The sequence below is a fragment of the Pseudomonas sp. RIT778 genome, assembly GCF_019718735.1.
In the GTDB taxonomy this organism is placed as follows: Bacteria; Pseudomonadota; Gammaproteobacteria; order Pseudomonadales; family Pseudomonadaceae; genus Aquipseudomonas; species Aquipseudomonas aphyarum.
Genome location: NZ_JAIHBA010000002.1, coordinates 142,727 through 156,687 on the forward strand (window position 1 = coordinate 142,727; position 13,961 = coordinate 156,687).

Below are 13,961 nucleotides of genomic sequence, written 5' to 3' on the forward strand. Positions count from 1 at the left end.
TCAACGATTTTGTGGGCCGATGAACCGGCTCTTGGCTTCTACGTGGACGCTGTCGTCATCGGCATCCCTGAGGATGAATTTCACCTCGTTGGTGCTCGATGGCAATTGTTCAGGCGCGCTCGACAGTTCGACCGGCATGCTGAAGATTTCCCCGGCCGGCACCTTGATCTCGCGCTTGCCTTGCAGGCGCAGATCCGGCAAACCGGCGGCTTCCAGCACGTAGGTGTGGTCGCGCTGATCCTTGTTCATGATCTTCAGGCTGTAGACGTTTTCGATCCGGCCTTCAGCGTTTTCACGGTACAGCACGCGGTCCTTGCTGACGTCGAAACCCACCAGCGAACGCATGAAAAACGCGGTGACCAACAGGCTGATCATCGCCAGCAGCACCACGGCGTAGCCGATCAGACGTGGCCGCAGTTTATGGGTTTTCTGCCCGGACAAGTTGTGTTCGGTGGTGTAGCTGATCAGCCCGCGCGGGTAATCCATCTTGTCCATGATGCTGTCACAGGCATCGATGCACGCGGCGCAGCCGATGCACTCGATCTGCAGGCCGTCGCGGATGTCGATGCCGGTCGGGCAGACCTGAACGCACATGGTGCAATCGATGCAGTCGCCCAGGCCCTGAGCCTTGTAGTCGACGCCTTTCTTGCGCGGGCCACGGCTTTCGCCGCGACGCGGGTCGTAGGAAACGATCAGCGTGTCCTTGTCGAACATCACGCTCTGGAAGCGCGCATACGGACACATGTAGATGCACACCTGCTCACGCAGCCAGCCGGCGTTGCCGTAGGTGGCGAGGGTGAAGAAACCGACCCAGAAATACGACCAGCCATCGGCTTGCCCGGTGAAGAATTCGAACACCAGTTCGCGGATTGGCGAGAAGTAGCCGACGAAGGTCATGCCGGTGACGAAACCGATCAGCAGCCACAGCGCGTGCTTGGCGAATTTGCGCAGGAACTTGTTGGCGCTCATCGGCGCCTTGTCGAGCTTTATGCGCTGATTGCGGTCGCCTTCGGTGACCTTCTCGCACCACATGAAAATCCACGTCCACACGCTTTGCGGGCAGGTGTACCCGCACCAGACCCGGCCGGCATACACGGTGATGAAGAACAGGCCGAACGCGGCAATGATCAGCAGCCCGGAAAGCAGAATGAAGTCCTGCGGCCAGAACGTGGCGCCGAAAATGAAGAACTTGCGTTCCGGCAGGTTCCACCACACGGCCTGATGGCCGCCCCAGTTCAGCCAGACCGTACCGAAATACAGCAGGAACAAGGCAGCGCCGCCCATCATCCGCAGATTGCGGAACAGGCCGGTGAAAGCACGGGTGTAGATTTTTTCTCGAGAGGCGTAAAGGTCGACGCTGTTGTTCGCGTTCTTGCTGGGTGGCGTGACGTCGTGTACCGGAATCTGGTTGCTCATCATTGCATCCCACGGCAGTGGAAAAATGCCTCGGTCGATACGTGCCGGCCGGGGTCAAAAAGGGGTGTTGCGGTGGCGCAATGATACGCCTGTCATGCCGACGAACGGGTGCGACCTTTGGTCGCGTTGGGGAAAAATCATGAATGGTGTAGCGAATGTAACAAAGCATGATGCAGATCAATTGACTATAGACGATAGGTGCTGCTGACAGCGCGACGGCGATGCTGTGGAAGTGCAGGCATCGCCGCCGCTTTCATCAGTCGGTCAGGGCAACCGGCCCCCGCCAAGGCTGTCGATCCCGCCGGTGCCGCGTTTTTTGTCGGCAGCGGCCTCGCTTACGATGGATCGTGTTTGTCGTCTCGGGCTGTTGCTGTTGGCCGCATCATTTTGTGGCGTCTGTTCACCCGTTTGAGTCGGCTGATCAGTATCCTGATTTCGATGTTGCTCGTTCATCGTTTAGCTTCCTTGCAAGATGAGTCGTGGGGTAGTCAGCACATCGGCTGCAGCAGGACGTTATCGCTTGCCAGCCAATGTGCCCATCGAATTTCAGTTGCGAGATGTGAAGCTGCGATGTGGTTTTTTTAGCCCCACAGATTGATCTGCGTGGCCGAAAACCGGTTCTTTCTTGTTCGGTTTCCAGTCGTCAAGATTAGACAGGTCTCGTTGAAGTAAAGAAATTCTGGTTTCTGTTGTTGTGTTTGAAATAAGTTTATTTAATTGCCTGTGTAGTCTGCTTTGAAAAGCTCTATTTGATCGAATATGTTTGCGTCTGGCGATATTCGGTCGCTAGTTATTATTCAAGTTAAATGGAGTTTCGAGGCTATGGCTTTTAATGGAGTTGTAAAATTTCTGCTGGGTGTCTGTTTATTCTCTTCTGTTACTTTGGCTCATGCCGTTGAGGGCGCTCCACGGCATATGGTGTTCGCGTCCGACACGCAATATCCCTGGACTGACAAGACCGACAGTAGAGAGCCGGAATCCGATGCGGACTTCGAAAAACGTGCCAAGTGGCTGGTGGACAGCCAGTTGGGCAGTATCGCTGCGTTTCGAAACGCCCATGGAGGGCAGGCGGCAATCCCGTTGATGATCAACGGTGACATTACTGCTTTTGGCCATGGCTGGCAGCGGTCCTATATGAAATCGGCCCTGGAAAAATACTTCAAGGGTGATTATCTGTACGGCTTGGGTAATCATGATTACGAAAATAACGTGGATGACTGTTTCAGTAATAGTTGTGCGGCGGGTAGCATTGTCGAGTTCAACGAACATCATAAGGGGAAGGTGGATAACTTTGACCTCGAGGTCACTGGGGCTTTTCTGGATATTCGTTATTCGGGCAGTCTCGCGTACTCGAAAAATGTCGGAGACGTTCATTTGGTACAACTCAATAATGAGCCCACCTACACTACGAAGATTGCTCATGCGTTGAATCCGACAACTTTCAATATCACCAGCGCTCTGGACTGGCTTGAAACGGATTTAAGGCTTGCGCGGGTATCGGGTTACGCCATCATCATCAACATGCACAAGTGGGATGACTGGCAGGGGGACTGGCAACAGCAACAGCGCTTTCAGGACATGATCGAGAAGTATGAGGTCACCGCCATCTTTGCCGGTCATTACCATACGCAAGGTGGTGGCAGGCGCTGGATGGGCAAGGTGCCGATGTTTCTCAGCGGCGCAACGTCCCAGCAGACGTACCTGACAGCTAGCTTTTCGGATGATCGCAAGCTACTGCATGTCAACCTGGTCGAGAACAATGATTGGCAAAAGCCGCATTTCGTGCACACGGTTCTGGTGAAATCCCTCTGGGCCAGTCGCCCATAAGCAACGGCCCCGCCAATTCTCATTGGCGGGGCCGTTTCATTTTCGGGCATGGCTTTTATTCGGTAAGGCGAATGCCTCAGTCCCATGGATTGATGACGTCAACGCCGCTGGATGCAAAGTCACCGGTGTTGCGAGTGACCACTGTCAACCCATGAACCAGCGCCGTTGCCGCGATCAGGGCATCGCTTTCATTCGCCTGATCCGGCACATGAATGCGCGCGCAGCGCAGGGCGACAGCGGCATCGACCGGCAGGATTCGCGCATCGAAGGCCGGCATCACGTGGCGCTTGAGCCAGGTGCGCAGAATCTTTCCCTGAGCCGGATCACGGCGCTCCATGCGTAGGACGCCGGTCTCCAGTTCCTTCAAGGTAATGGCCGAGATAAACATGCGAGGGGCAATGATCGTTTTGGCCCAGGCGACAACGTTCTTGTCGGCCTGGGGTTTGCGCAGTTCGGAAATCACATTGGTGTCGAGCAAATACATTCAGGACAGATCCACAGGGCGGTGAGTGATCACGGCACGCTCGGTTTCGAACTCGATGTCTGCCGCTTCAGGCATGACCAGCAGATCGACGATGCTCGCGTTGAGGCCGGTGAGTTTTTCGTACTCCTCAATGCTTAGCAGTACATGGGCGGGCTTGCCACGATCCGTGATGATCACCGGCCCATTGCGCGCGGCTTTTTTGGCACTGCTTGTGTCCTGATTGAATTCGCGGCTGGAAATGGTGGTGATGGCCATCATTGCGACCTCTCCTGAAGAAGATATGTAGCAACGTTACTACTGCGACCGGCGTCTCACAACCGGGAAGGCCTGACGAGCCTGACCGCTGGTCGGCCATTCAAAGGGCAGAAACAAAACGGCCCCGCCAATTCTCATTGGCGGGGCCGTTTTTTGCTTCAAGCGTTGGCCTTACTGGGCCTCGGCTTCCGCTGGTTTTTCACCGTGGGACAGGCTGTAGACGTACGCCGCCAGCAGGTGAACCTTGTCGTTGCCTTGCAGTTGTTCCTGGGCAGGCATCTGGCCCTGACGGCCGTAACGGATGGTCTGCTGCAGTTGGGCGAAGCTCGAACCGTAGATGAACGCGGCCGGGTGGGTCAGGTCAGGTGCGCCCATGGCTGGCGTACCTTTGCCCGCCGGGCCGTGGCACGCCACGCAGTTGGCGGCGAACAGTTTCTGGCCGTTGGCCGGATCTGCCTTGGTGCCTTCCGGCAGCTTGCGGCCATCCAGGTTGGTCAGCACGAATGCGGCTACATCGGCCACGCCTTGCTCGCCGATCACTTCTGCCCAGGCCGGCATCACCGCGTGACGACCGCCCATGATGGTGGTCTTGATGGTTTCCGGCTCGCCGCCCCAGCGCCAGTCGGCGTCGGTCAGGTTAGGGAAACCATAAGCGCCCTTGGCGTCGGAACCGTGGCAGACCGAGCAGTTGGAGGCGAACAGACGGCCACCCATCTTCAGGGCTTGCGGATCCTTGGCGACTTCTTCGATCGGCATGGCGGCGAACTTGGCGAAGATCGGACCGAACTTGGCGTCCGAACGGGCCATTTCCTTTTCCCACTCGTGAACGCCGGTCCAGCCGGTCTGGCCGTTGGCGAACGCGGTCTGCTTCTCGGTATCGAGGTAGTTGTAACCCGGCAGCAGGCCTTTCCAGTTGCCCAGGCCCGGGTACAGCACCAGATAACCCAGAGCGAACACGATGGTGCCCACGAACAGCATGAACCACCATTTCGGCAGCGGGTTGTCGTACTCCTCGATCCCGTCGAAGGAGTGGCCGACCGTCTCGTCGGTCTGCTCGGTGCGCTGGCCCTTGCGGGTCGACAACAACAGCCAGGTCAGGGAAAAGATCGTACCGAGACTGAGGACTGTGACGTACAGACTCCAGAATGTAGTCATTCTTTGTTACTCCTAGAAGCTTGCTCGACGTGCTTGATGGCTTCGGGATCATCCGCGAAGGGCAGCAAGGTCGCGTCTTCAAACTCCGACTTGCGCTTGGGGCTGAACACCCACAACGCCAGGCCGATGAAGGCAACCATCACGACAACGGTGCCCAGGCCTCGAATCATCCCGATATCCATTAAGAATCACCGTTTGCTTTTGATGATGGTGCCCAGGCCTTGCAGATAGGCCACCAGCGCGTCCATTTCGGTTTTGCCCTTCACGGCATCTTTTGCACCGGCGATGTCTTCGTCGGTGTAAGGGACGCCGAGCGTGCGCAACACTTCCATTTTCTTGGCCGTGTCTTTGCCATCGAGCTTGTTTTCTACGAGGAACGGGTAGGCCGGCATTTTCGACTCGGGGACGACGTTGCGCGGGTTGTACAAGTGCGCACGCTGCCAGTCATCGGAGTAACGACCGCCGACGCGGGCCAGGTCCGGACCGGTACGCTTGGAACCCCACAGGAACGGGTGATCCCAGACGCTTTCACCGGCGACCGAGTAGTGGCCGTAGCGTTCGGTTTCGGCACGGAACGGACGGATCATCTGCGAGTGGCAGCCGACACATCCGTTGGCGATGTAAACGTCGCGGCCTTCCAGTTCAAGGGCGGTGCGCGGCTTCATGCCTTCGACCGGCTTGTTGGTGACGTCCTGGAAAAACAGCGGAACGATTTGGGTCAGACCACCGACGCTGACGGCGATGACCATGAAGAAAGCCAGCAGGCCAATGTTCTTCTCGACGGCTTCATGCTTCATCAGTGAGCTCCAACTACGGCAATCTTGGCGGCGGCTTCGGCTTCAGCCGGGTTCGAGGCGCGAACGGTGCGCCATACGTTGTAAGCCATCAGCAGCATGCCGCTGGCGAAGAACGCACCGCCCAGGGCGCGGACGATGAAACCAGGGTGGCTGGCCTGCAGCGCTTCGACGAACGAGTAGGTGAGGGTGCCGTCATCGTTGATTGCACGCCACATCAGGCCCTGGGTGATGCCGTTGACCCACATCGAAGCGATGTACAGAACGGTACCGATGGTTGCGAGCCAGAAGTGCGCGTTGATCAGGCCGGTGCTGTGCATCTGTGCACGGCCGAACAGTTTCGGGATCATGTGGTAGATCGCGCCGATCGAGATCATCGCTACCCAGCCGAGCGCGCCGGCGTGTACGTGGCCGATGGTCCAGTCGGTGTAGTGCGAGAGCGAGTTGACGGTCTTGATCGCCATCATCGGACCTTCGAAGGTCGACATGCCGTAGAACGCCAGCGATACCACGAGGAAGCGCAGGATCGGGTCGGTGCGCAGCTTATGCCAGGCGCCCGACAGGGTCATCATGCCGTTGATCATGCCGCCCCAGCTCGGTGCCAGCAGGATGATCGACATCGCCATGCCCAGCGATTGTGCCCAATCCGGCAGCGCGGTGTAGTGCAGGTGGTGCGGGCCGGCCCAGATGTACAGGGTGATCAGTGCCCAGAAGTGCACGATCGACAGACGATACGAGTAAATCGGACGTTCGGCCTGTTTCGGCACGAAGTAGTACATCATCCCCAGGAAACCGGTGGTCAGGAAGAAGCCCACGGCGTTGTGGCCGTACCACCACTGGATCATCGCGTCGGTGGCGCCCGAGTAAGCCGAGTAGGACTTGAACAGGCTGACCGGCAGCGACATGTGGTTGACGATGTGCAGCATCGCGGTCACCACGATGAACGCACCGTAGAACCAGTTACCGACATAGATGTGCTTGGTCTTGCGCTTGGTGATGGTGCCGAAGAACACCAAACCGTAGGTGACCCAGACAATGGCCAGCAGAATGGCGAGGGGCCATTCCAGTTCCGCGTATTCCTTGGTGGTGGTGTAACCCAGCGGCAAGGTAATGATCGCGCCGACGATCACCGCCTGCCATCCCCAGAAGGTGAAGGCCGCGAGGCTGTCGGAAATCAGTCGCGTCTGGCAGGTTCGCTGCACGACATAGTAGGAAGTGGCAAACAGTGCACAACCACCGAAGGCGAAAATCACCAGGTTTGTGTGCAACGGGCGCAGGCGTCCAAAGCTCGTCCACGGCAGACCGAAATTCAACTCCGGCCAGACCAGTTGCGAGGCGATGAAGACACCGAGCCCCATGCCAAGGATCCCCCAGACCACCGTCATGATGGCGAACTGGCGGACTACCTTATAGTTATAAGCAGTCGGACTGATTGCTGTGCTCATTCTAAGGTTCCACGGTTTGGGTGTTTTATTAGGATTAAAATCGGCCGCAAGTATGTAGAAAGCAGGGGGTCAATGCAACGCGCCATGACCTGCGTCAATGCTTTCCAACGCTGATTCTGCGGCCTTTCCATGCGCCGCGTAAGGACAAAATTGCCCTCGGGCAAAATGTCGCAGCGGACGAAAAAAGCGAGGGGTCCCGGTCGGATGTAACGGGGTGTGTTCGAACGCTCGGTTCGGGTGACGGACGGTAATTGGCACGACAGCCGGTATCTACCGGCCTTTGCGGCCATGTCAGTCAGCCGATTCGTTCAACGCCTCGCTCGGGGTCGACCTGGAACCGGCACGGGCCAGTCCGCATCGAGCAAGCGTAGACCCGAATCCGGGTAACCGAAAGGAGAGGGGGTGAAGGGGTGCGACAATGCGTCGCAAAGGGACTGGAAACTGCCGCACTGGAAACGTGCGGCAGTCTTGTGCGCAATGATTACTTTTTATTGTCCTCAGTAATCAGTTTTTCTGTATTCAATCCATTGCTCAGGCTGTACACATAAGCGGCCAGCAATTGCACTTTATCGTTGCCCAACAGCTCGTTCTGAGCGGGCATGTGGCCTTGACGGCCATGGCGAATGGTCTGCTCGAGCTGGGTCAGGCTGGTGCCGTAGATGAAACCGGCCGGGTGCGTCAGGTTCGGCGCGCCCATGGCTTCGGTGCCCTGGCCGTTTGCCCCGTGACAGGCGACGCACATCGTGCTGAACGCTTGCTGCCCGGCTTGCAGGTCGGCCTTGTTGTCCGCCGCCAGTGGCAGGCCGGCCAGTTCGTGACGCACGTAAGCCGCGACGTTTTTCACCCCGGCCTCACCCAGCGCTTCGCCCCACGCCGGCATCGCCGCCATCCGGCCACCCATGATGGTGGTCTTGATCGTTTCGGCGCTGCCGCCCCAACGCCAGTCCTTGTCGGCGAGGTTAGGGAAACCGAACGCGCCTTTGGCGTCCGAGCCGTGGCACACCGAGCAGTTGGAGGCGAACAGACGGCCGCCCATTTTCAGCGCCTGCGGATCCTTCGCCACTTCTTCCACCGGCATCGCGGCGAATTTGGCGAAGATCGGCCCGAACTTGGCGTCAGCCTTGCTCATTTCCTTTTCCCACTCGTGGACGCCGGTCCAGCCGTCTTCGTAGCCGGGCAGGATGCCTTTCCAGTTGCCCAGGCCCGGGTAAAGGATCAGATAGCCCACGGAAAACACCAGCGTGCCGGCGAACAGCATGAACCACCACTGCGGCAGCGGGTTGTCGTACTCCTCGATGCCGTCGAAGCTGTGGCCCATGGTCTGGTCGACGCTGCCCTTGGTTTCGCCCCGACGGGTGCCGACCAGCAGCCAGGTCAGGCCGATCAGGCTGCCGATGGTCAGTACGCAGATCCACGTACTCCAGAAGGTGGTCATGGCCGGGTACTCCTTGTTTCATTAACTTGGGTAGTGTCGGGTTGTGGCTCGTCGGCAAACGGCAGCAGGCGCGCTTCGGCGAATTCCGGCGTGCGCTTGCGGTTGAACACCCAGAGGGTCAGGCCGACGAAGGCCACGAACACCACGACCGTGCCGAGGCCTCGTATGAGGCCCGCGCTCATTTCAATGACCATGGCTCACCTCTTGCTCTTGATCGCAGTGCCGAGCACTTGCAGGTAGGAGACGAGGGCGTCCATTTCGGTCTTGCCCTTGAGGCTGGCCACCGCGCCGCTGATGTCGTCATCGGTATACGGCACGCCGAGGGTGCGCATGACCTTGAGCTTGGTCTCGGTGTGGCTGCTGTCGACCGGTTGGGTGACCAGCCATGGGTAGGCCGGCATTTTCGATTCCGGTACGACGTTGCGCGGGTTGTACAAGTGCGCACGGTGCCAGTCATCCGAGTAACGCGCGCCGACCCGGGCCAGGTCCGGACCGGTACGTTTCGAGCCCCACAGGAACGGGTGATCCCACACGCTCTCGCCCGCCACCGAGTAGTGGCCGTAGCGTTCGGTTTCAGCGCGGAACGGGCGGATCATCTGCGAGTGGCAACCGACGCAGCCTTCGCGGATGTAGATGTCGCGGCCTTCCAGTTGCAGTGCGGTGTAGGGCTTCATGCCTTCCACCGGTTTGTTGGTCACGTCCTGGAAGAACAGCGGGACGATCTGGGTCAGGCCGCCGATGCTCACGGCAAACACCATCAGCAGCATTAGCAGGCCGACGTTCTTTTCAATCGTTTCGTGTTTCATGGCGGACTCCTCAGGCCATCTGCGCGGCAGCAACGACGTCAGCAGGCTGCGAGGCCCGCACGGTGCGCCAGGTGTTGTAAGCCATCAGGAACATGCCGCTGAGGAAGATCGCCCCGCCAATCAGCCGCACGACGAAGCCTGGGTGGCTGGCCACCAGGGTTTCGACGAAGGAGTAGGTCAGCGTGCCGTCCTCGTTCACCGCACGCCACATCAGGCCTTGTGCAATGCCGTTGACCCACATCGATGCGATGTAGAGCACGGTGCCGATGGTCGCGAGCCAGAAGTGCGCGTTGATCAGGCCGATGCTGTGCATCTGCTCTTTGCCGAAGATTTTCGGGATCATGTGATACAGCGCGCCGATGGAAATCATCGCCACCCAGCCGAGCGCGCCGGCGTGTACGTGGCCGATGGTCCAGTCGGTGTAGTGGGAGAGGGCGTTTACAGTCTTGATCGCCATCATCGGACCTTCGAAGGTCGACATGCCGTAGAACGCCAGCGACACCACGAGGAAGCGCAGGATCGGGTCGCTGCGCAACTTATGCCAGGCACCCGATAGGGTCATCATGCCGTTGATCATGCCGCCCCAGCTCGGCGCCAGCAGAACCAGCGACATCACCATGCCCAGCGACTGCGCCCAATCCGGCAGGGCGGTGTAGTGCAAGTGGTGCGGGCCGGCCCAGATGTACAGAGTGATCAGCGCCCAGAAGTGCACGATCGACAGGCGATACGAATACACCGGGCGTTCGGCCTGCTTCGGCACGAAGTAGTACATCATCCCGAGGAAACCGGCGGTGAGGAAAAAGCCTACGGCGTTGTGGCCGTACCACCATTGCACCATCGCGTCGGTTGCACCGGCGTACACCGAGTAGGACTTGGTGAAGCTCACCGGCAATTCAAGGTTGTTGACGATGTGCAGAATCGCCACGGTGATGATGAACCCGCCGAAGAACCAGTTGCCCACATAAATGTGCTTGGTCTTGCGCTGCATGATCGTGCCGAAGAACACGATCGCGTAGGCGACCCAGACGATGGTGATCAGGATGTCGATCGGCCATTCCAGCTCGGCGTATTCCTTGGAGCTGGTGTAACCCAGTGGCAGGCTGATGGCTGCCAGCAGGATCACCAGTTGCCAGCCCCAGAAGCAGAAGGCGGCGATTTTTGGCGCAAACAATTGCGTCTGGCAGGTGCGCTGCACCGAGTAGAACGAACTGGCGAACAAGGCACAGCCGCCGAACGCGAAGATCACCGCGTTGGTGTGCAGCGGGCGCAGGCGTCCGAAGCTGGTCCACGGCAGGTTGAAGTTGAGTTCGGGCCAGACCAATTGAGCCGCGAGAAAAACCCCGAGCCCCATGCCGACGATGCCCCACACCACCGTCATAATGGCGAATTGGCGGACCACCTTGTAGTTGTAGGCGGTACTGATAGAAGTGTTCATGGTTCCCCATCCACGGTTCAGCCGAAGTGAGCGCGCGCAGAAAACGCCGCGAATCCTTCGCCTGGAGTTATAGGCAGACTAAAAGCGAGGCAAGCATGGACAAACAGCACAAGGCCAGTATTGACGGGGATCAATGGGCGCAGTGCCTGCGGGATCGTGGGTGGCTTTGGGATGCGGCCAGTGGTGAGGCTTCGGCGACGCTCATTCTCGCGCATGGGGCGGGGGCGCCGATGGACAGTGAGTGGATGACGGATGTGGCTGGGCGCCTTGCTGGGCTTGGGGTGAATGTGTTGCGGTTTGAGTTTCCTTATATGGCGCAGCGGCGGGTTGATGGGGTTAAGCGACCGCCGAATCCTGCGCCGAAGTTGCTCGAATGTTGGCGTGAGGTTTATGGCTTGGTGCGACTTCATGTCGCTGGGGTTTTGGCGGTTGGCGGGAAGTCGATGGGGGGGCGGATGGCCAGTCTTTTGGCGGACGAGTTGGGTGCGGATGCGCTGGTTTGTCTGGGTTATCCGTTTTATGCAGTGGGTAAGCCTGAGAAGCCACGGGTTGAGCATCTGGCTGGGCTAAAGACTCGGACGTTGATTGTGCAAGGCGAGCGCGATGCTCTTGGCAATCGGGACGCTGTCGAAGCTTACGATCTATCGCCGAGTATCGAGGTGTTTTGGCTGGCTGCGGGGGATCATGATTTGAAGCCGCTCAAGGTTTCCGGGTTTACGCATGAGCAGCATTTGGCTGCCGCCGCGCAGAAAGTGGCTGCGTTTCTCAAGCACTGATCGAGATTTTTGAACCGCATGAAGATCGGCTCCCTTTCCCCCTCGCCCCCCTGGGGGATAGGGCTGGGGTGAGGGGGTAGATCTTGAACGCGACACACTTTTCGATCTGTGTGCATATCCGTTGCTGCGGTCAAGCCCACCTAGGGTTTCGCCCTTACGGCGACTCACTTTTTTGACAAACGCCTCAAAAAAGTAAACAAAAAAAGGCTTGCTCCTACGTCCGGCCCGCTCGCTAAAGCTCGGGGTTCCTTCGTTCCGGGATTCATCCGGGGGGCATCGCCTACGGTTTGCTTCGCTGCACCTCCTCTCGATGTGTTTGGCTTCGCCAAACGGTCGCTGCGCTCCCACCCCCGGACGAATCCCTCCACTCAGCCTTCCGACGTCGCCCGTGGATCAAGATCAAAAGCGGTACTCGAGCTAACGCTCATCGTGTTGAGTGGTGAGAAGCGGATGCGAGCTGCTTTCGTTTTCTGTGGGAGCCAGCCTGCTGGCGATGGCGGCCTGACAGCCGACCAGTTTTTACAGACTGCATGCAATCCCTGTGGGAGCGGGCTTGCTCGCGAAAGCGGTCTGCCAGAGCACAGCAAAGGAACAGTCAAACATCCGGCTTTTTGGCGCATAAACGTAATTCTGCAAGCACGTTTAAAGTACACGAACCGTTACGCCATAAGGGCTACAACACCTTGCGTCGTTGCCTACGCGTACGCCAGAATCCGCCGGCTTACGCGGCTATGGGGCGGGCTATATCGTTTCCCTGTCACTGAAAAACAGTGATCGGGTTTGGTAGCCCGTTTCTTGACAGCCGTGTGGTGTCCCTTATGCAGTCTCATTTTTGGGGCTGAGTTTTATATGGTGGCCATGCGTGGGGCTCCTTCGGGGGCGCCGGGGGTTTCTCTGTCTTGACCGGTCTACCAACCCACGTATGGCCGCCACCCTTCGTTTGGTAGCGAAAGTGACGGCTCTTCAATTCTTTCAAGATAGAGAGTCCGTATGTTCAAAATTACGCCAAACCCGCCAGAAACCGATTCAATCCCCTACGACGCCGCACTCGAAGCCGAAAACATAAAATCGGCAACCGAGCGGGCGATCAATCATTACCTCGATCCTGGGGCGCAGAAGACATCCAAGCCATCGCGCAAGCCCGGCAAGATCTATCTGGTCAATCCAACGATGGATGACGAAACGCTGCTGGTCGAAGCATGCGAAACGCTGTCATCGGCCAGTGACATGGCCCGGGATCTCGGCAACACCGTCGATCCGTCGCAGCGCAAGGCGATGCAGATTCTGCAGCAGGTCATCATGCTGAGTGAGCTGCTGGTCAATCGTGTGCTGGATAACCATCACGTCTCGCGGTAGTTGTCGCCCCGGTGAGGGGCTTGTTCCCTCACTGCCTGGCAGCCGTCTATAAAAATCCTCAAGCGACTCTTTCCGGAGTTCCAGCTGATGTCCAAGACCGTCATTCCACCGTTAGAAGATCCGGTGTCCCCGTACGAATTTCCCGATTCAAGAAAACTCCACGACGCGGCCGAACGCGCCCTCGACTATTACCTGACACCCGCAGCCCAAATCATGGCCACGCCCTACAGCCCAAACGACATGTTCATGGTCAACCCGCAAACCGACACGGAGTCCTTGCTGGCCAACGCCTGCGAGTCCCTCGCGTCAGCCACGGTCATGCTCGGTGACTTTGCCGGCCTGCTGGAAGGGCCGAACCGCAAGACCCTGTTGGGTATTGCGCAAGTGGTGATGTTGGGCGAGTTGGCGGTGAATCAGGCGCTGGATAACCTCGTGCCGAAGGAGTAAACGGCACAAAAAACCCGAAGTGTTTGGCTTCCGGTTTTTTTATCGATATCAAAAGGTCACAGCCTGCCAGTGATCACAAATTTATCGAATGCTTTTTGCCCATCACGTGCCGCTCGCCGCACATCAAGGAATGTCAGTTCAGCCCGGACTTCCTTTCTTACAGGTTTGTCGGTCGTGACCATCGGATTCTGCGTAGGGGATGTATTCATGCTGGTTAGCTCGTGTGAATAGGTTCGGACGACAAAGTAGAGCCGGGCTTCATTGCGTGCCAGTCAGTTGGGTCTGATTCAGTTGTAGGCACTGTCCGCGTTTTTTGAATGAGATTTTCGT

Annotated in this window: 16 protein-coding genes; 4 read left to right on the plus strand and 12 right to left on the minus strand. The window is 58.2% G+C overall.

Going from position 1 to position 13,961, the window contains the following annotated elements; genetic code table 11:
• Together ccoG and K5E37_RS02150 are read right to left on the minus strand one after the other, a co-directional pair.
• On the minus strand, window positions 1-1,416 hold the full coding sequence (gene ccoG / locus K5E37_RS02145) for a cytochrome c oxidase accessory protein CcoG (RefSeq protein ID WP_085609016.1): 1,416 nt from the start codon (window positions 1,414-1,416) through the stop codon (window positions 1-3).
• 264 nt (window positions 1,417-1,680) lie between these two features.
• Window positions 1,681-1,869: a hypothetical protein gene (locus K5E37_RS02150; RefSeq protein ID WP_221532991.1), complete on the minus strand. Its 189-nt coding sequence runs from the start codon at window positions 1,867-1,869 to the stop codon at window positions 1,681-1,683.
• Between the two features lie 369 nt (window positions 1,870-2,238).
• Between K5E37_RS02150 and K5E37_RS02155 the strand changes: the two genes are divergently transcribed.
• Window positions 2,239-3,243, plus strand: coding sequence for a metallophosphoesterase (locus K5E37_RS02155; protein ID WP_221532992.1), 1,005 nt, complete (start codon window positions 2,239-2,241; stop codon window positions 3,241-3,243).
• A gap of 76 nt (window positions 3,244-3,319) precedes the next feature.
• On the opposite strand, the gene K5E37_RS02160 is transcribed toward K5E37_RS02155, so the two are convergent.
• The 10 genes from K5E37_RS02160 to ccoN (K5E37_RS02205) all read right to left on the minus strand — a co-directional run bounded on the left by K5E37_RS02160 (window position 3,320) and on the right by ccoN (K5E37_RS02205) (window position 11,052).
• Entirely contained in the window at window positions 3,320-3,727 is a 408-nt protein-coding gene (locus K5E37_RS02160) for a type II toxin-antitoxin system VapC family toxin (RefSeq protein WP_127797431.1), read from the minus strand.
• Entirely contained in the window at window positions 3,728-3,982 is a 255-nt protein-coding gene (locus K5E37_RS02165; RefSeq protein WP_039770179.1) for a type II toxin-antitoxin system Phd/YefM family antitoxin, read from the minus strand.
• Between the two features lie 171 nt (window positions 3,983-4,153).
• Complete coding sequence (gene ccoP, locus K5E37_RS02170; RefSeq protein WP_102717707.1) at window positions 4,154-5,137, minus strand: cytochrome-c oxidase, cbb3-type subunit III; 984 nt, start codon at window positions 5,135-5,137, stop codon at window positions 4,154-4,156.
• Complete coding sequence (locus K5E37_RS02175; RefSeq protein WP_003175465.1) at window positions 5,134-5,319, minus strand: CcoQ/FixQ family Cbb3-type cytochrome c oxidase assembly chaperone; 186 nt, start codon at window positions 5,317-5,319, stop codon at window positions 5,134-5,136. Before K5E37_RS02175 ends, ccoP (K5E37_RS02170) begins: the two co-directional genes overlap by 4 nt.
• A 6-nt stretch (window positions 5,320-5,325) precedes the next feature.
• Window positions 5,326-5,934, minus strand: coding sequence for a cytochrome-c oxidase, cbb3-type subunit II (ccoO, locus tag K5E37_RS02180; RefSeq protein WP_007905434.1), 609 nt, complete (start codon window positions 5,932-5,934; stop codon window positions 5,326-5,328).
• Complete coding sequence (ccoN, locus tag K5E37_RS02185) at window positions 5,934-7,376, minus strand: cytochrome-c oxidase, cbb3-type subunit I (protein WP_007960352.1); 1,443 nt, start codon at window positions 7,374-7,376, stop codon at window positions 5,934-5,936. The genes ccoO (K5E37_RS02180) and ccoN (K5E37_RS02185) overlap by 1 nt, the downstream gene beginning before the upstream one ends.
• Before the next feature lie 481 nt (window positions 7,377-7,857).
• Window positions 7,858-8,811, minus strand: coding sequence for a cytochrome-c oxidase, cbb3-type subunit III (gene ccoP / locus K5E37_RS02190; RefSeq protein ID WP_007960353.1), 954 nt, complete (start codon window positions 8,809-8,811; stop codon window positions 7,858-7,860).
• On the minus strand, window positions 8,808-9,005 hold the full coding sequence (locus K5E37_RS02195) for a cbb3-type cytochrome c oxidase subunit 3 (protein ID WP_085613303.1): 198 nt from the start codon (window positions 9,003-9,005) through the stop codon (window positions 8,808-8,810). Before K5E37_RS02195 ends, ccoP (K5E37_RS02190) begins: the two co-directional genes overlap by 4 nt.
• 3 nt (window positions 9,006-9,008) lie before the next feature.
• Window positions 9,009-9,617, minus strand: a complete 609-nt coding sequence (gene ccoO / locus K5E37_RS02200) for a cytochrome-c oxidase, cbb3-type subunit II (protein WP_007960355.1) — start codon at window positions 9,615-9,617, stop codon at window positions 9,009-9,011.
• 10 nt (window positions 9,618-9,627) lie between these two features.
• The gene (ccoN, locus tag K5E37_RS02205; protein WP_085609009.1) at window positions 9,628-11,052 is read right to left on the minus strand and encodes a cytochrome-c oxidase, cbb3-type subunit I; all 1,425 of its coding nucleotides are present in this window, start codon (window positions 11,050-11,052) and stop codon (window positions 9,628-9,630) included.
• Window positions 11,053-11,147: 95 nt separating this feature from the next.
• Here ccoN (K5E37_RS02205) and K5E37_RS02210 point away from each other — a divergent pair, with 95 nt between their 5' ends.
• The 3 genes from K5E37_RS02210 to K5E37_RS02220 all read left to right on the plus strand — a co-directional run bounded on the left by K5E37_RS02210 (window position 11,148) and on the right by K5E37_RS02220 (window position 13,631).
• Window positions 11,148-11,828, plus strand: a complete 681-nt coding sequence (locus tag K5E37_RS02210) for an alpha/beta family hydrolase (RefSeq protein WP_221532993.1) — start codon at window positions 11,148-11,150, stop codon at window positions 11,826-11,828.
• Between the two features lie 990 nt (window positions 11,829-12,818).
• Window positions 12,819-13,184, plus strand: a complete 366-nt coding sequence (locus tag K5E37_RS02215; RefSeq protein WP_221532994.1) for a DUF6124 family protein — start codon at window positions 12,819-12,821, stop codon at window positions 13,182-13,184.
• Window positions 13,185-13,271: 87 nt separating this feature from the next.
• Window positions 13,272-13,631 (plus strand): DUF6124 family protein, encoded by a 360-nt coding sequence (locus tag K5E37_RS02220; RefSeq protein ID WP_221532995.1) that lies wholly within the window; start codon window positions 13,272-13,274, stop codon window positions 13,629-13,631.
• Window positions 13,632-13,961: the final 330 nt, after the last annotated feature.